A 14,018-nucleotide genomic window follows, 5' to 3' on the forward strand; every position below is an offset into this window, starting at 1 on the left:
GAGATGGCCGGCGAAATCTGTGGGGCAGCCCGTGCGTGATTACCTGCTGACGCTCTGTGTCACGGCCGCGGTGACCTATCTGCTGACCGGCCCGGTGCGTAAATTCGCCATCGCGGTCGGGGCGATGCCCGCGATCCGTGCGCGTGACGTCCACCGAGAACCGACACCGCGGCTCGGTGGCATCGCCATGTTCGGCGGGCTGTGCGCGGGGCTGATCGTCGCGGCGCATCTGTACAACCTCGACTGGGTCTTCAAACTCTCCAACGAGCCGCGGGCGCTGCTCTCCGGGGCCGCGCTGATCTGGCTGATCGGTGTGCTGGACGACAAGTTCGAGATCGACGCACTGATCAAGCTCGGCGGGCAGATGATCGCCGCCGCGGTCATGGTGATCCAGGGCCTGACGATCCTGTGGCTGCCGATCCCCGGCGTCGGCACCGTCGCGCTCACTCAGTGGCAGGGCACCCTGCTCACCGTCGCCATGGTCGTCATCACGATCAACGCGGTCAACTTCGTCGACGGTCTGGACGGTCTCGCGGCGGGCACGGTCTGCATCGCCTCCGCCGCGTTCTTCCTGTACACGTACCGGCTCTGGTACGGGCACATGATCGAGGCCGCGGCCCCCGCGACGCTCTTCACGGCGATCCTGATGGGCATGTGCCTGGGCTTCCTGCCGCACAACATGCATCCGGCCCGGATCTTCATGGGCGACTCGGGTTCGATGCTGATCGGCCTCGTGCTGGCGGCGGGCGCGATCTCCGTCACGGGGCAGGTCGACCCGGACACGATGAAGCTCTTCGCGGGCAGCGAGCGCGAGGCCACCCACGCGATGCTGCCGGTGTTCATCCCGCTGCTGCTGCCGCTGACCATCATCGCGATCCCGGCCGCCGACCTGGTGCTGGCGATCGTGCGGCGTACCTGGAACGGCCAGTCGCCGTTCGCGGCGGACCGCGGCCATCTGCACCACCGGCTGCTGGAGATCGGCCATTCGCACAGCAGGTCCGTGCTGATCATGTACTTCTGGTCGGCGCTGATCGCCTTCGGCGCGGTCGGTTACTCCGTGCACTCGGCGTCCCTGTGGATCGTGCTGGTCATCATGGGGCTGAGCGCGCTGGGCCTCGTACTGCTGTTGATGCCCCGGTTCACCCCGCAGGCGCCGTACTGGGCGGAACGGTTCGTACCGCCCCGCTACCGTCGGCGCCGCGGCAAGGACGGGATGCCCGGCGCGGAACCATCGGCTCCGGGCGAGGCCCAACAGCGGCCCCTGGACACGCAGATGGGGCAGGAGGGGTACGAGCTCCAGGAGAGGGCCCCGGTCGTCGTGGGAGTTTCCGGCGTCAACGGGGCGACCGCGATCGGCCCCCGTTCGCGTCTTTCGGACAGAGACACGGCTGATTCAGCACGTTGACGATTCGGTCATCGAGGGGCAATACCAGACAAGACGTCGAGTTGCCTTGCTCACACGCGCGGGTTCGCCCACGTGTGTGACAGCGGGCACACTTTCTTGGTAAAGACCTCATCAAATAGTTTGTGATACCGTTCACGATGCCCGGTAACGGAGTCGAAGGACCTGAGTGCCACGGTCCATCGGCCCGAGGCATCGACTCGGACCGGGCCTACGCTCGTCCATGACGACACACTGCCCACCCCCTGCAAGCGGAGCTGCCGCCATGCCGTCCAACGACGTCCGGACTCTCCTTCAAGCCGCCGTACCCACCGCTGTCGCCGGCGCTGTTGCTGCCGCCGTCAGTGGTGGCGTTGCCGGCGGCAAGGGAGCCCTGGGCGCGGTCGTTGCGACGATCGTGGTGATCCTCTTCATGGGGATCGGACTCATGGTCCTGCAACGGACCGCGCGGTCCCTGCCCCACCTGTTCCAGGCGATGGGGCTGATGCTGTATACGACTCAGCTTCTCCTGTTGTTCGTTTTCGTCGCCGTATTCAAGAACACCACCATGTTCAACCCGAGGGCCTTCGCGATCACGCTGGTCGCGACGACTCTCGTGTGGATCGGCGCACAGACGCGTGCGCACATGAAGGCCAAGATCCTTTACGTCGAACCCGAGTCCGACAAGGGCGAAAAGCCCAAGAACACCGGGTCGAAGACGTGAAGGGTAGGGGCGGAATAAGTGCGAGTCCGGGACCCTGCTATCGTCCGGTTCCAACTGCGGCACTGCGGGCGCGGGCATGTGAGCTGACGCCTGCTCGATCGCGAGGCTCAATGCCTGACTGCCGCTCACACATCCGTAACACCAGTCCAGTGCCGAACCGCGGCTGCGCGCCGCGCCGACACAACGAGGTTGCCGTACCTATGCGCCACGCTGAAGGAGCCCGCGGTGAGTGCTGACCCGACACAGGTGCTCGCCTTCGAGACCGATTGCCACATCTTCTCCGGTTGTGGTTTCCCGGGTCCTGGCTTGCACTCTTTCCTGTTCGAGCCGATCTTCGGTGACGCGAACAGCAACGTCTACTTCAACAAGACGATGCTGCTGGCGCTCCTCGGTACGGTCATCATCGTCGGCTTCTTCTGGGCTGCCTTCCGTAAGCCGAAGGTCGTTCCGGGCAAGCTGCAGATGGTCGCCGAGGCCGGCTACGACTTCGTCCGCCGCGGCATCGTCTACGAGACGCTCGGCAAGCGCGAGGGCGAGAAGTACGTCCCGCTGATGGTGTCGATCTTCTTCTTCGTGTGGATGATGAACCTCTGGTCGATCATCCCGCTCGCCCAGTTCCCGGTGACGTCGGTCATCGCGTACCCGGCCGCTCTGGCTCTGATCGTCTACGTCCTCTGGATGAGCATCACGTTCAAGAGGCACGGCTTCGTCGGTGGCTTCAAGAACCTGACCGGCTACGACAAGTCGCTCGGCGGGGTCCTGCCGCTGATCATGGTCATCGAGTTCTTCTCGAACGTCCTGGTCCGCCCCTTCACCCACGCGGTCCGACTCTTCGCGAACATGTTCGCGGGCCACACGCTGCTGCTGCTCTTCACCATCGCCAGCTGGTACCTGCTGAACGGCATCGGTATCGCCTACGCGGGTGTGTCGTTCGTGATGGTCATCGTGATGACGGCCTTCGAGCTCTTCATCCAGGCCGTTCAGGCATACGTCTTCGTGCTCCTGGCGTGCACCTTCATCCAGGGCGCTGTCGCCGAGCACCACTGATCGCGCCTCCCATACCCCCAGTCGTCCGGTGGCCAACCCCCGCCGGTCCGTGAAAGAGAAGGAAGAACTGGCATGTCCCAGACCCTTGCCGCCGTCACCGGTTCCCTCAGCTCCGTTGGTTACGGCCTGTCCGCCATCGGCCCCGGCGTCGGCGTCGGCATCATCTTCGGTAACGGCACGCAGGCACTCGCCCGTCAGCCCGAGGCTGCCGGCCTGATCCGCGCCAACCAGATCCTCGGCTTCGCCTTCTGTGAGGCGCTCGCCCTGATCGGTCTGGTCATGCCGTTCGTCTACCCGACCTCCTGACTGATCGGGAACAGACCATCCGACGGAAGGCACTGACGTGAACCCTCTGGTTCAGCTCGCGGCGGAGAAGCCGGAAAACCCGCTTGTCCCGCCGATCCCTGAGCTCGTCATTGGCTTCATCGCCTTTGTCATCGTCTTCGGCTTCCTCGCCAAGAAGCTCCTCCCGAACATCAACAAGGTTCTGGAAGAGCGTCGCGAGGCCATCGAAGGCGGTATCGAAAAGGCCGATGCGGCCCAGACCGAGGCCCAGAGCGTGCTTGAGCAGTACAAGGCTCAGCTCGCCGAGGCCCGCCACGAAGCCGCGCGCCTGCGCCAGGAGGCACAGGAGCAGGGCGCCGTGATCCTGCAGGAGATGCGGGCGGAAGGCCAGCGGCAGCGCGAGGAGATCATCGCTGCCGGCCACTCCCAGATCGAGGCCGACCGCAAGGCCGCGGCTTCCGCGCTGCGTCAGGACGTGGGCAAGCTCGCCACCGACCTGGCCGGCAAGCTCGTCGGCGAGTCCCTCGAGGACCACGCCCGGCAGAGCGGCACCGTCGACCGTTTCCTCGACGAGCTCGAGGCGAAGGCCGAGGCCGTCCGATGAACGGCGCGAGCCGCGAGGCACTGGCTGCCGCACGTGAGCGTCTCGACGCGCTGACCGACAACACGTCGGTCGACGCGGCGAAGCTCGCCGAGGAGCTGGCCGCCGTCACGGCGCTGCTCCAGCGCGAGGTCTCACTGCGACGGGTCCTCACCGACCCGTCGCAGGCCGGCGAGGCCCGGGCCGAGCTGGCCGGACGGCTGCTGCGCGGTCAGGTGGGCGGCGAGGCCGTCGACCTGATCTCCGGCATGATCCGCTCCCGCTGGTCGCAGTCGCGTGACCTGGTCGACTCGGTCGAGGAACTGGCGAACATCGCAGACCTCACCGCCGCCCAGAGCAGCGGAGACCTCGACGACGTCGAGGACGAGCTGTTCCGGTTCGGCCGGATCATCTCCTCCGACAAGGAACTGCGCGCCGCGCTCACCGGCCGGTCCGGGTCCGCCCTGGCCAAGGGTGAGCTGCTGCGCAGCCTGCTCGGCGGCAGGGCAAGGCCCGCCACCGAGCGCCTGGTCGTGCGGCTGGTGACCCAGCCGCGTGGACGTAGCCTTGAAGCGGGACTCGAGTCCCTCTCCAAGCTCGCCGCGGAGCGCCGGAACCGGATGGTCGCCGTGGTGACCTCGGCAGTACCGCTGAGCGATCAGCAGAAGCAGCGCCTCGGCGCCGCGCTGGCGAAGATCTACGGCCGGCCGATGCACCTGAATCTCGATGTGGACCCCACGGTCCTCGGCGGGATCGCGGTGCAGGTCGGTGACGAGGTCATCAACGGCACCATCGCGGAGCGTCTCGAAGAGGCGACCCGTCGCATGGCCGGCTGACGAGCACAGCGCAGCAACAGAACAGAGCAAGACCAGCGGCCCGGTTGGGCCGTGCAGAAATTGCAGAAGATTCCTGGGGGTCGGCCCCCAGACCCCCTTAAGAAACTTCGGGCCCAACAAGGAGAGCAGGGAACCCAGATGGCGGAGCTCACGATCCGGCCGGAGGAGATCCGGGACGCGCTGGAGAACTTTGTCCAGTCGTACAAGCCGGACGCGGCCTCGCGCGAGGAGGTCGGTACGGTCAGCGTTGCCGGCGACGGCATCGCGAAGGTCGAGGGTCTTCCCTCGGCCATGGCGAACGAGCTGCTGAAGTTCGAGGACGGAACCCTCGGTCTCGCCCTCAACCTCGAGGAGCGCGAGATCGGTGCGATCGTTCTCGGCGAGTTCAGCGGTATCGAAGAGGGCCAGCCGGTGCAGCGCACCGGTGAGGTGCTCTCCGTCGGTGTGGGCGAGGGCTACCTCGGCCGCGTCGTCGACCCGCTCGGCAACCCGATCGACGGTCTCGGCGAGATCGCGACCGACAGCCGCCGCGCCCTCGAGCTGCAGGCCCCTGGCGTCATGGTCCGCAAGTCGGTGCACGAGCCGATGCAGACCGGCTACAAGGCCGTCGACGCCATGGTGCCGATCGGCCGCGGCCAGCGTCAGCTGATCATCGGTGACCGTCAGACGGGTAAGACCGCTCTGGCCGTCGACACGATCATCAACCAGCGCGACAACTGGCGCTCGGGCGACGTGAACAAGCAGGTGCGCTGCATCTACGTCGCCATCGGTCAGAAGGGTTCCACCATCGCCTCCGTGCGTGGTGCCCTGGAAGAGGCCGGCGCGCTCGAGTACACGACCATCGTCGCCGCCCCGGCGTCCGACCCGGCCGGCTTCAAGTACCTTGCGCCGTACACCGGTTCGGCCATCGGCCAGCACTGGATGTACCAGGGCAAGCACGTCCTGATCATCTTCGACGACCTTTCGAAGCAGGCCGACGCCTACCGCGCCGTGTCGCTTCTGCTGCGCCGTCCGCCGGGCCGTGAGGCCTACCCGGGCGACGTCTTCTACCTCCACTCGCGTCTGCTGGAGCGCTGCGCCAAGCTCTCCGACGACATGGGTGCCGGTTCGATGACGGGCCTCCCGATCGTCGAGACCAAGGCGAACGACGTGTCGGCGTTCATCCCGACCAACGTCATCTCCATCACCGACGGCCAGTGCTTCCTGGAGTCCGACCTGTTCAACGCCGGCCAGCGCCCGGCCCTGAACGTCGGTATCTCGGTCTCCCGTGTCGGTGGCTCCGCCCAGCACAAGGCGATGCGCCAGGTCTCCGGCCGACTCCGTGTCGACCTCGCCCAGTACCGCGAGCTGGAGGCGTTCGCCGCCTTCGGTTCCGACCTGGACGCGGCCTCGAAGGCGTCGCTGGAGCGCGGTAAGCGCATGGTCGAGCTGCTGAAGCAGCCGCAGTACGCCCCGTTCCCGGTCGAGGAGCAGGTTGTCTCCGTCTGGGCCGGTACCACCGGCAAGATGGACGACGTCCCGGTCGAGGACATCCGTCGCTTCGAGAGCGAGCTGCTGGAGTACCTGCGCCGTGAGCGCAAGGACCTCCTGACCAGCATCGCCGAGGGCGCCAAGATGTCCGACGACACGCTGCAGTCGATCGCTGACGCGATCGCCGCCTTCAAGCAGCAGTTCGAGACCTCGGACGGCAAGCTCCTGGGCGAGGGCTGATCGATGGGCGCTCAGCTTCGCGTTTACAAGCGCCGCATCCAAGCCGTCACCGCGACCAAGAAGATCACCAAGGCGATGGAGATGATCGCCGCCTCGCGCATCGTCAAGGCGCAGCGCAAGGTGGCGGCGTCGATGCCGTACGCGACCGAGCTCACCCGCGCGGTGACCGCGGTGGCGACCGGCTCCACCACCAAGCACCCGCTCACCACCGAGGCCGAGTCCCCGGTCCGCGCCGCGGTTCTGCTCATCACGAGCGACCGCGGTCTGGCCGGCGGCTACTCCTCCAACGCCATCAAGGCGGCGGAGCGGCTCCGGGAGCGGCTCGCAGGTGAGGGCAAGGAGGTCGACACGTACATCGTCGGCCGCAAGGGTGTCGCTTACTACGGCTTCCGCGAGCGCAAGGTCGCAGACTCCTGGACCGGCTTCACCGACAGCCCGGCGTATGCGGATGCCAAGAACGTCGCTGCGCCGCTGATCGAGGCCGTCCAGAAGGACTCGGCCGAGGGCGGCGTCGACGAACTGCACATCGTCTTCACCGAGTTCGTGTCGATGATGACGCAGAACGCGGTCGACGACCGGATGCTGCCGCTTTCGCTCGACAAGGTTGCTGAAGAGAGCGGTACGAAGGGCGAGATCCTTCCGCTGTTCGACTTCGAGCCGTCGGCCGAGGACGTCCTCGACGCCCTTCTGCCACGCTACGTCGAGAGCCGTATCTACAATGCACTGCTGCAGGCAGCCGCTTCCGAGCACGCCGCCCGCCGCCGCGCGATGAAGTCGGCGACCGACAACGCCGGGGATCTGATCAAGAGCCTCTCCCGGCTTGCCAACGCGGCCCGCCAGGCCGAAATCACCCAGGAAATCAGCGAGATCGTCGGCGGTGCAGGTGCTCTGGCCGACGCGTCCGCGGGGAGTGACAAGTAATGACGACGACAGTTGAGACGGCCGCTGCCACGGGCCGCGTCGCCCGGGTCATCGGCCCGGTCGTCGACGTGGAGTTCCCCGTCGACGCGATGCCGGAGATCTACAACGCCCTGCACGTCGAGGTAGCGGACCCGGCCGAGGCCGGCGCCCGTAAGACGCTGACCCTCGAGGTCGCCCAGCACCTGGGCGACGGCGTGGTCCGCGCGATCTCGATGCAGCCCACCGACGGTCTGGTCCGCCAGGCTTCGGTGACCGACACGGGTGCGGGCATCACCGTCCCGGTCGGTGACATCACCAAGGGCAAGGTGTTCAACACCCTCGGTCAGATCCTGAACGAGCCGGAGGCCGAGGCGCAGATCACCGAGCGCTGGCCGATCCACCGCAAGGCCCCGGCCTTCGACCAGCTCGAGTCCAAGACCGAGATGTTCGAGACCGGCCTGAAGGTCGTCGACCTGCTGACCCCGTACGTCAAGGGCGGCAAGATCGGTCTGTTCGGTGGTGCGGGCGTCGGCAAGACGGTCCTCATCCAGGAAATGATCATGCGTGTGGCGAAGCTGCACGAGGGTGTGTCGGTGTTCGCCGGTGTCGGTGAGCGCACCCGTGAGGGCAACGACCTCATCGACGAGATGACCGACTCCGGCGTCCTGGACAAGACCGCGCTGGTCTTCGGCCAGATGGACGAGCCGCCGGGCACCCGTCTGCGGGTCGCGCTGTCCGCCCTGACCATGGCGGAGTACTTCCGCGATGTGCAGAAGCAGGACGTGCTGCTCTTCATCGACAACATCTTCCGCTTCACTCAGGCCGGTTCCGAGGTCTCCACGCTGCTCGGCCGTATGCCGTCCGCAGTGGGTTACCAGCCGACCCTGGCCGACGAGATGGGTGTGCTCCAGGAGCGCATCACCTCGACGCGTGGTCACTCGATCACCTCGATGCAGGCGATCTACGTCCCCGCGGACGACCTGACCGACCCGGCCCCGGCCACCACGTTCGCCCACCTCGACGCGACGACGGTGCTCTCCCGTCCGATCTCCGAGAAGGGCATCTACCCGGCCGTGGACCCGCTGGACTCCACGTCCCGCATCCTGGACCCGCGCTACATCACGCAGGAGCACTACGACGCGGCCAGCCGTGTCAAGGGAATCCTGCAGAAGTACAAGGACCTCCAGGACATCATCGCGATCCTCGGTATCGACGAGCTGGGCGAGGAGGACAAGCTCGTTGTCCACCGTGCCCGTCGCGTCGAGCGCTTCCTGTCGCAGAACACCCACGCCGCGAAGCAGTTCACCGGCCTGGACGGTTCGGACGTGCCGCTCGACGAGTCGATCGCCGCGTTCAACGCGATCTGCGACGGTGAGTACGACCACTTCCCGGAGCAGGCGTTCTTCATGTGCGGCGGCATTGATGACCTCAAGGCCAAGGCCAAGGAGCTCGGCGTCTCCTGAGCCCATGGCTCACCGAGGGGGACGGGTGCGTCCCGTCCCCCTCACCACGCCCCGTAGAATTGACCCAACACCCGGCATGAACGGCCGGGTGGTGACCCGAGGAGCCACCCTTGGCTGCTGAGCTGCACGTCGAGCTGGTCGCCGCGGACCGCAGTGTCTGGTCCGGCGAGGCCACCCTGGTCGTCGCGCGCACCACGTCCGGCGACATCGGCGTCATGCCCGGTCACCAGCCGCTTCTGGGTGTGCTGGAATCGGGCCCGGTGACGATCCGTACGAGCGACGGTGCGACCGTGATCGCCGCTGTGCACGGCGGTTTCATCTCGTTCGCGGACGACAAGCTCTCGCTGCTCGCGGAGATCGCGGAGCTGGCGGACGAGATCGATGTCCAGCGCGCCGAGCGTGCGCTGGAGCGTGCGAAGTCGGACACGGACGCCGCCTCTGAGCGGCGCGCCGAAGTGCGACTGCGTGCGGTGTCGGCGCCCTAGCGCACCGCGACCACGTAGCTTTACCCTCAGCCGCGGCCCGAGCTGGAGACCCCTCCAGACCGGGCCGCGGCTGAGGCGATGCAGGTGCAGTTGTAGTTCTGGCGGTATCCGTTACTCGACGACGCGAGGAGGTCGGTGGAGATGTTCCTCGCGCTGTGGGTGGGCGGGCTGGTCGTCGCACTGGTCGTGGTTGGACTCTTCGTCTTCGGTCTGCGCCGGCGGCTGATTCAGCGCTCCGGTGGGACCTTCGACTGCAGCCTGCGATGGAATGTGCCGGAGGAGCCCGATCTCTCGGGCAAGGGCTGGGTGTACGGCGTCGCCCGGTACAGCGGAGACCGGATCGACTGGTTCCGGGTCTTCTCGTACGCTCTGCGCCCGCGCCGGGGCCTGGAGCGTTCCGCGATCGAGGTGGTCGCCCGTCGGCTGCCCGAGGGCGAGGAGGAGCTGGCACTCCTGTCGGACGCCGTGGTGCTCGGCTGTCTTCATCGTGGGACCCGCCTGGAGCTGGCCATGAGCGAGGACGCGCTGACCGGATTCCTCGCCTGGCTGGAGGCGGCTCCGCCCGGCCAGCGGGTCAACGTCGCCTAGAGTCTTTCAAACAGCAGCACGCGAAAAGCCGGGGAGACAGGGGGCGGACCCGTCTCCCCGGCTGCTTTTCGGGGTGGTGCGCGGTACTGAGTGGGGGACTACTTCAGACCGTTGTTGATCGCGCCGACGAGTTCGCCGTTGCTGGTGTCACCGCTGAACTCCCAGAAGAACGCGCCTCCCAGGCCCTGGCCCTTCGCCCAGGTCATCTTGGACGCGATGGTGGCCGGGGTGTCGTAGCTCCACCAGTTGGTGCCGCAGTGCGCGTACGCGGTACCGGCGACTGTTCCGGTGGCCGGGCAGCTGGTCTTGAGGACCTTGTAGTCCTCGATGCCGGCCTCGTACGTGCCGGGGGCCGCTCCGGTGGCGGTGCCGCCGGGCGCGTCCTGGGTGACGCCGGTCCAGCCGCGGCCGTAGAAGCCGATGCCGAGCAGCAGCTTCGAGGCCGGGACACCCTGCGCCTTCAGTTTGGCGATGGCGTCGGCGGAGTTGAAGCCGGCCTGCGGGATGCCGTTGTAGGAGGTGAGCGGGGAGTGCGGGGCGGTCGGGCCCTTCGCGTCCCAGGCGCCGAAGAAGTCGTACGTCATCACGTTGTACCAGTCCAGGGACTGGGCGGCGCCCGCGTAGTCGGCGGCGTCGATCTTGCCACCGGTGGAGGCGTCGGCGGTGATGGCGGCCGTCACCAGGTTGTTGCTGCCGAACTTCGCGCGCAGCGCCGAGGTGATGCCCTTCAGTGCGGCCGGGCCGCTGGTGTCACAGGTCAGGCCGCAGGCGTTGGGGTACTCCCAGTCGATGTCGATGCCGTCGAAGACATCGGCCCAGCGGGGGTCCTTCACCAGGTTGTAGCAGGACTGGGCGAACGCGGCCGGGTTCTTCGCGGCCTCACCGAAGCCGCCGGACCAGGTCCAGCCGCCGAAGGACCACAGCACCTTGATGTTCGGGTACTTCGCCTTGAGCTTGCGCAGCTGGTTGAAGCTGCCGCGCAACGGCTGGTCCCAGGTGTCGGCGACGCCGTCGACGGACTTGTCGGCGGTGTACGCCATGTCGTAGTCGGCGTAGGAGTCACCGATCGCGCACTTGCCGCCGGTCACGTTGCCGAAGGCGTAGTTGATGTGCGTGATCTTCGCGGCCGAACCCGAGGTGTCCAGGTTCTTGACGTGGTAGTTCCGGCCGTAGACGCCCCAGTCGGTGAAGTAGCCGAGGTTGACCTTGCCGCCGGTGCCGGGGTTGCCGCCGCCACCGGTGGTGTGGACCTTGACCGCGCCGCTGACCGGACCGGTCTGGCCGGCGGTGTCACGGGCCTGCACGGTGTACGAGTAGTCCGTGCCCGCGGTGAGACCGGTGTTGGTGTACGTCGTACCGGTGACGGTGGCGACGACGACGCCGTCGCGCAGCACGTCGTAGTTCTTGATGCCGTTGTCGTCGGTCGCCGCGGTCCAGCTCAGCTTGACCGAGGTGTCGGTGATGGAGCTCGCGGTGGGGGTTCCCGGGGCGGAGGGGGCGTTGTCGCCGGGGACGCTGCCGCCGTCGCAGGAGGCGCCGTTCAGCTTGCAGCCGGTGGGGGCGCCGGAGCCGGTGCCGTTGAAGCCGAAGGAGACGCTGGCGCCCGGTGCGACCGAGCCGTTCCAGCCGGCGTTCTTGGCGGTCCAGTGGGTTCCGGAGCCGGTGACGGTGGCGTCCCAGGCGGAGCCGACCGCGGTGCCCGAGGGGAAGTCCCACTCGATGGTCCAGGAGGAGAGGGCGGTGGTGCCGGTGTTCTTCACCGTCCACTGGCCCTCGAAACCGCTGCCCCAGTCGGACTTCTTGAGGTACGTGGCGGTTGCCGAGGTGGCGGCTTCGGCGGGGGCGGCCAGGCCGACCATCGCGGCGAGCGGAAGAAGCAGCGCGGTGAGGCCCGCGACGGCTCTGGATCTGGTGGCTCTGCCGGTCCCGAATCTGAATCGGGTCCGGTGCAGGGGGGTTTCAGTGCTCAACGGTGCTCCTCGGGTGAGGTCCGGACAAACGGGGGTGGTCCGTGGGCTGCAAACCCTGCGCCGCCCTGAGCATGCCTTGTCATGGCGTGCTCACCGCAGTGTGCTCGGTGAGATTAGGAAGGTCTGGACCAATCGTCAAGAGGTCCAGACCAACGTTCGGAGCTAAACCTCAGACACCCAACTCCCGTGCCAGCACCGCCGCCTGGACCCGGCTGCGCAGCTCCAGCTTGCCCAGCAACCTGCTGACGTGCGTCTTCACCGTCGCCTCGGCCATCGAGAGCCGGACCGCGATCTCGGCATTCGACAGCCCCGCGCCCAGAGCACCGAGCACCTCGCGCTCCCGCCGGGTGAGCGCGTCAAGTACCGCAGGATCGGGCGCGTTCACCGGCCGTACGGGGGTGTTCCCCGCGAACTCCGCGATCAGACGGCGCGTCACGGCCGGGGCGATCAGCCCCTCGCCGCGTGCCACCGTACGTACCGCTTCGAGCAGATCGCGTGCCTCGGTGTTCTTCAGCAGGAACCCCGCCGCCCCCGCCCGCAGCGCCCCGAAGACGTACTCGTCCAGATCGAAGGTCGTCAGCACCAGCACGTCCGCGAGTCCCTCGGCCACCACCTGTGCGGTCGCCGACACCCCGTCGAGCCGCGGCATCGACACGTCCATCAGCACCAGATCGGGCCGCAGCTCGCGGGCCAGCCGCACCGCCTCCTCGCCGTCCCCGGCCTCGCCCACGACCTCGATGTCCCGCGCGCTGCGCAGAATGAGCACCAGCCCCGCACGGACGGCCGACTGGTCCTCGGCGACCACCACCCGGATCGTCATGCCCTCACATTCCCTTCCGCCACGGGCAGTTCGGCGCGTACCCGCCAGATCATCGGTCCGTCGCCGGTGCGCACCGGACCCGCCTCGATCGCTCCTCCGAGCAGCACCACCCGCTCCCGCATACCCACCAGACCGGCCCCCGAGCCGGGCGCGCGCGGCCCGGCACGGTCACCGAACACGCTGCTCACCTCCACGGCGAGCAGCGGCCCGGCCCACCCGAGCCGCACCACCACCGGGCCGGGCGCGGCATGCTTGAGCGCGTTCGTCAGCGACTCCTGGACGATCCGGTACGCGGCCAGCTCGACCGGTGCGGGCAGCGGCCCCCGCTCGTCGCGGACGTCCTCGAAGACACAGGTCAGACCGCTCGCCGCGGCGTTCGTACGGGCCTGCCCGATCAGCGCGTCCAGCGAGGCGAGCGTCGGCGAGGTGCTCGGCTCCGGGTTCGCGCCACCGGTGCGCAACAGCCCGATCAGCCGGCGCATCTCGGCGAGACCGTCGACGCTGTTCTCGCGGATCACACCCAGCGCCTCGCGCGAGGTGTCCGGCTCGTCGATGGAGAGCGCGGCGGTGGAGTGGATGGCGATGGCGGAAAGATGGTTGGCCACCATGTCGTGCAGCTCTCGGGCCATCCGGGCGCGCTCCGCGGTCACCGCCTGCGTCCGGTCCATCTCGGCCAGCAGCGCGGTCTGATCGGCGCGCAGCAGGGCGGCCTCGGCGGCGTCCCGGTGGTTGCGGACGCTGACCCCCGTGATGGCGGGCAGGAAGGAGACCATGCCCGTGACGACGCCGATGAGCAGCGCCTGCGGGTTACGGAACCAGGTCAGGAATCCGATCGTGACCGCGACCGTGATCAGGAACGTGGTCACCGGGATGCGACGGGCGGCGGACGGTGTCCCGTACAGCACGGCCGCGTACATCAGGTCGGTGAACATCAGCACCGTCGCCAGATTCCCGACCGTGAACTGGTCCGCGACCAGCGCGAGCGTGCCGATGACCAGCGCCGCCTGCGGGGCGTTCCTGCGTACCAGTTCGAGACCCGAGACGACGGCGAGCGGCAGCAGGGAGACCCACGGTGCGACGAAGGGCCGGTCGCCCTGCATGTGCAGCCCGAGCACCCACAGGAACAGACCGCCGAAGAGACCGATGGCGGCGATGAGTACGTCGTGGCGGTGCGGCCGGGAGAAGGAGAACACCCTCCCATCCAACACGGCGGCCCGGCCCCGGACCTC

14 protein-coding genes are annotated in these 14,018 nt (G+C 67.7%); 11 read left to right on the forward strand and 3 right to left on the reverse strand.

The features are described from left to right. Positions 1–19 precede the first annotated feature (19 nt). The 11 genes from OG306_RS26535 (at position 20) to OG306_RS26585 (ending at position 9,999) form a co-directional block, all read left to right on the forward strand. Positions 20–1,405 (forward strand): MraY family glycosyltransferase, encoded by a 1,386-nt coding sequence (locus OG306_RS26535; RefSeq protein ID WP_327258758.1) that lies wholly within the window; start codon positions 20–22, stop codon positions 1,403–1,405. 262 nt (positions 1,406–1,667) lie between these two features. Further along, positions 1,668–2,105, forward strand: coding sequence for a hypothetical protein (locus OG306_RS26540; protein WP_266748593.1), 438 nt, complete (start codon positions 1,668–1,670; stop codon positions 2,103–2,105). Positions 2,106–2,315: 210 nt separating this feature from the next. Continuing rightward, positions 2,316–3,152: a F0F1 ATP synthase subunit A gene (gene atpB, locus OG306_RS26545; RefSeq protein WP_266752447.1), complete on the forward strand. Its 837-nt coding sequence runs from the start codon at positions 2,316–2,318 to the stop codon at positions 3,150–3,152. Positions 3,153–3,224: 72 nt separating this feature from the next. Next, entirely contained in the window at positions 3,225–3,458 is a 234-nt protein-coding gene (locus tag OG306_RS26550; RefSeq protein ID WP_072483720.1) for a F0F1 ATP synthase subunit C, read from the forward strand. A 37-nt stretch (positions 3,459–3,495) separates the two neighbouring features. Continuing rightward, positions 3,496–4,041, forward strand: a complete 546-nt coding sequence (locus OG306_RS26555) for a F0F1 ATP synthase subunit B (RefSeq protein WP_266748595.1) — start codon at positions 3,496–3,498, stop codon at positions 4,039–4,041. Beyond that, complete coding sequence (locus OG306_RS26560; protein WP_266748596.1) at positions 4,038–4,853, forward strand: F0F1 ATP synthase subunit delta; 816 nt, start codon at positions 4,038–4,040, stop codon at positions 4,851–4,853. The genes OG306_RS26555 and OG306_RS26560 overlap by 4 nt, the downstream gene beginning before the upstream one ends. Positions 4,854–4,991: 138 nt before the next feature. After that, on the forward strand, positions 4,992–6,563 hold the full coding sequence (gene atpA / locus OG306_RS26565; protein WP_266748597.1) for a F0F1 ATP synthase subunit alpha: 1,572 nt from the start codon (positions 4,992–4,994) through the stop codon (positions 6,561–6,563). Between the two features lie 3 nt (positions 6,564–6,566). Continuing rightward, positions 6,567–7,484, forward strand: coding sequence for a F0F1 ATP synthase subunit gamma (locus OG306_RS26570; RefSeq protein ID WP_266748598.1), 918 nt, complete (start codon positions 6,567–6,569; stop codon positions 7,482–7,484). Continuing rightward, a complete protein-coding gene (gene atpD, locus OG306_RS26575) occupies positions 7,484–8,926 on the forward strand; it encodes a F0F1 ATP synthase subunit beta (RefSeq protein WP_266748600.1) in 1,443 nt (480 codons plus the stop codon). Before OG306_RS26570 ends, atpD begins: the two co-directional genes overlap by 1 nt. Positions 8,927–9,036: 110 nt before the next feature. After that, positions 9,037–9,411: a F0F1 ATP synthase subunit epsilon gene (locus OG306_RS26580; RefSeq protein WP_266748601.1), complete on the forward strand. Its 375-nt coding sequence runs from the start codon at positions 9,037–9,039 to the stop codon at positions 9,409–9,411. A 141-nt stretch (positions 9,412–9,552) separates the two neighbouring features. Beyond that, positions 9,553–9,999 carry a DUF2550 domain-containing protein gene (locus OG306_RS26585; protein WP_266752449.1) on the forward strand — a complete coding sequence of 149 codons (447 nt, stop codon included), beginning with the start codon at positions 9,553–9,555 and terminating at the stop codon, positions 9,997–9,999. Positions 10,000–10,097: 98 nt separating this feature from the next. Here OG306_RS26585 and OG306_RS26590 read toward each other — a convergent pair whose 3' ends face one another. The 3 genes from OG306_RS26590 to OG306_RS26600 form a co-directional block, all read right to left on the reverse strand. Then, the gene (locus tag OG306_RS26590; RefSeq protein ID WP_371665672.1) at positions 10,098–11,969 is read right to left on the reverse strand and encodes a glycosyl hydrolase family 18 protein; all 1,872 of its coding nucleotides are present in this window, start codon (positions 11,967–11,969) and stop codon (positions 10,098–10,100) included. Positions 11,970–12,138: 169 nt separating this feature from the next. After that, a complete protein-coding gene (locus OG306_RS26595; RefSeq protein ID WP_266748604.1) occupies positions 12,139–12,789 on the reverse strand; it encodes a response regulator in 651 nt (216 codons plus the stop codon). Then, the gene (locus OG306_RS26600; RefSeq protein WP_266752451.1) at positions 12,786–13,982 is read right to left on the reverse strand and encodes a sensor histidine kinase; all 1,197 of its coding nucleotides are present in this window, start codon (positions 13,980–13,982) and stop codon (positions 12,786–12,788) included. The genes OG306_RS26595 and OG306_RS26600 overlap by 4 nt, the downstream gene beginning before the upstream one ends. Positions 13,983–14,018: the final 36 nt, after the last annotated feature.

Origin of the sequence: Streptomyces sp. NBC_01241, from assembly GCF_041435435.1 — a bacterium.
Lineage (GTDB): Bacteria > Actinomycetota > Actinomycetes > Streptomycetales > Streptomycetaceae > Streptomyces.

Excerpts from the sequence above, each read along its gene's own strand:
- OG306_RS26540 (WP_266748593.1), top strand. The coding sequence starts at position 1,668 with ATGCCGTCCAACGACGTCCGGACTCTCCTTCAAGCCGCCGTACCCACC.
- OG306_RS26550 (WP_072483720.1), top strand. The coding sequence starts at position 3,225 with ATGTCCCAGACCCTTGCCGCCGTCACCGGTTCCCTCAGCTCCGTTGGT.
- OG306_RS26560 (WP_266748596.1), top strand. The coding sequence starts at position 4,038 with ATGAACGGCGCGAGCCGCGAGGCACTGGCTGCCGCACGTGAGCGTCTC.
- atpA (WP_266748597.1), top strand. The coding sequence starts at position 4,992 with ATGGCGGAGCTCACGATCCGGCCGGAGGAGATCCGGGACGCGCTGGAG.
- OG306_RS26570 (WP_266748598.1), top strand. The coding sequence starts at position 6,567 with ATGGGCGCTCAGCTTCGCGTTTACAAGCGCCGCATCCAAGCCGTCACC.
- atpD (WP_266748600.1), top strand. The coding sequence starts at position 7,484 with ATGACGACGACAGTTGAGACGGCCGCTGCCACGGGCCGCGTCGCCCGG.
- OG306_RS26585 (WP_266752449.1), top strand. The coding sequence starts at position 9,553 with ATGTTCCTCGCGCTGTGGGTGGGCGGGCTGGTCGTCGCACTGGTCGTG.
- OG306_RS26595 (WP_266748604.1), bottom strand. The coding sequence starts at position 12,789 with ATGACGATCCGGGTGGTGGTCGCCGAGGACCAGTCGGCCGTCCGTGCG.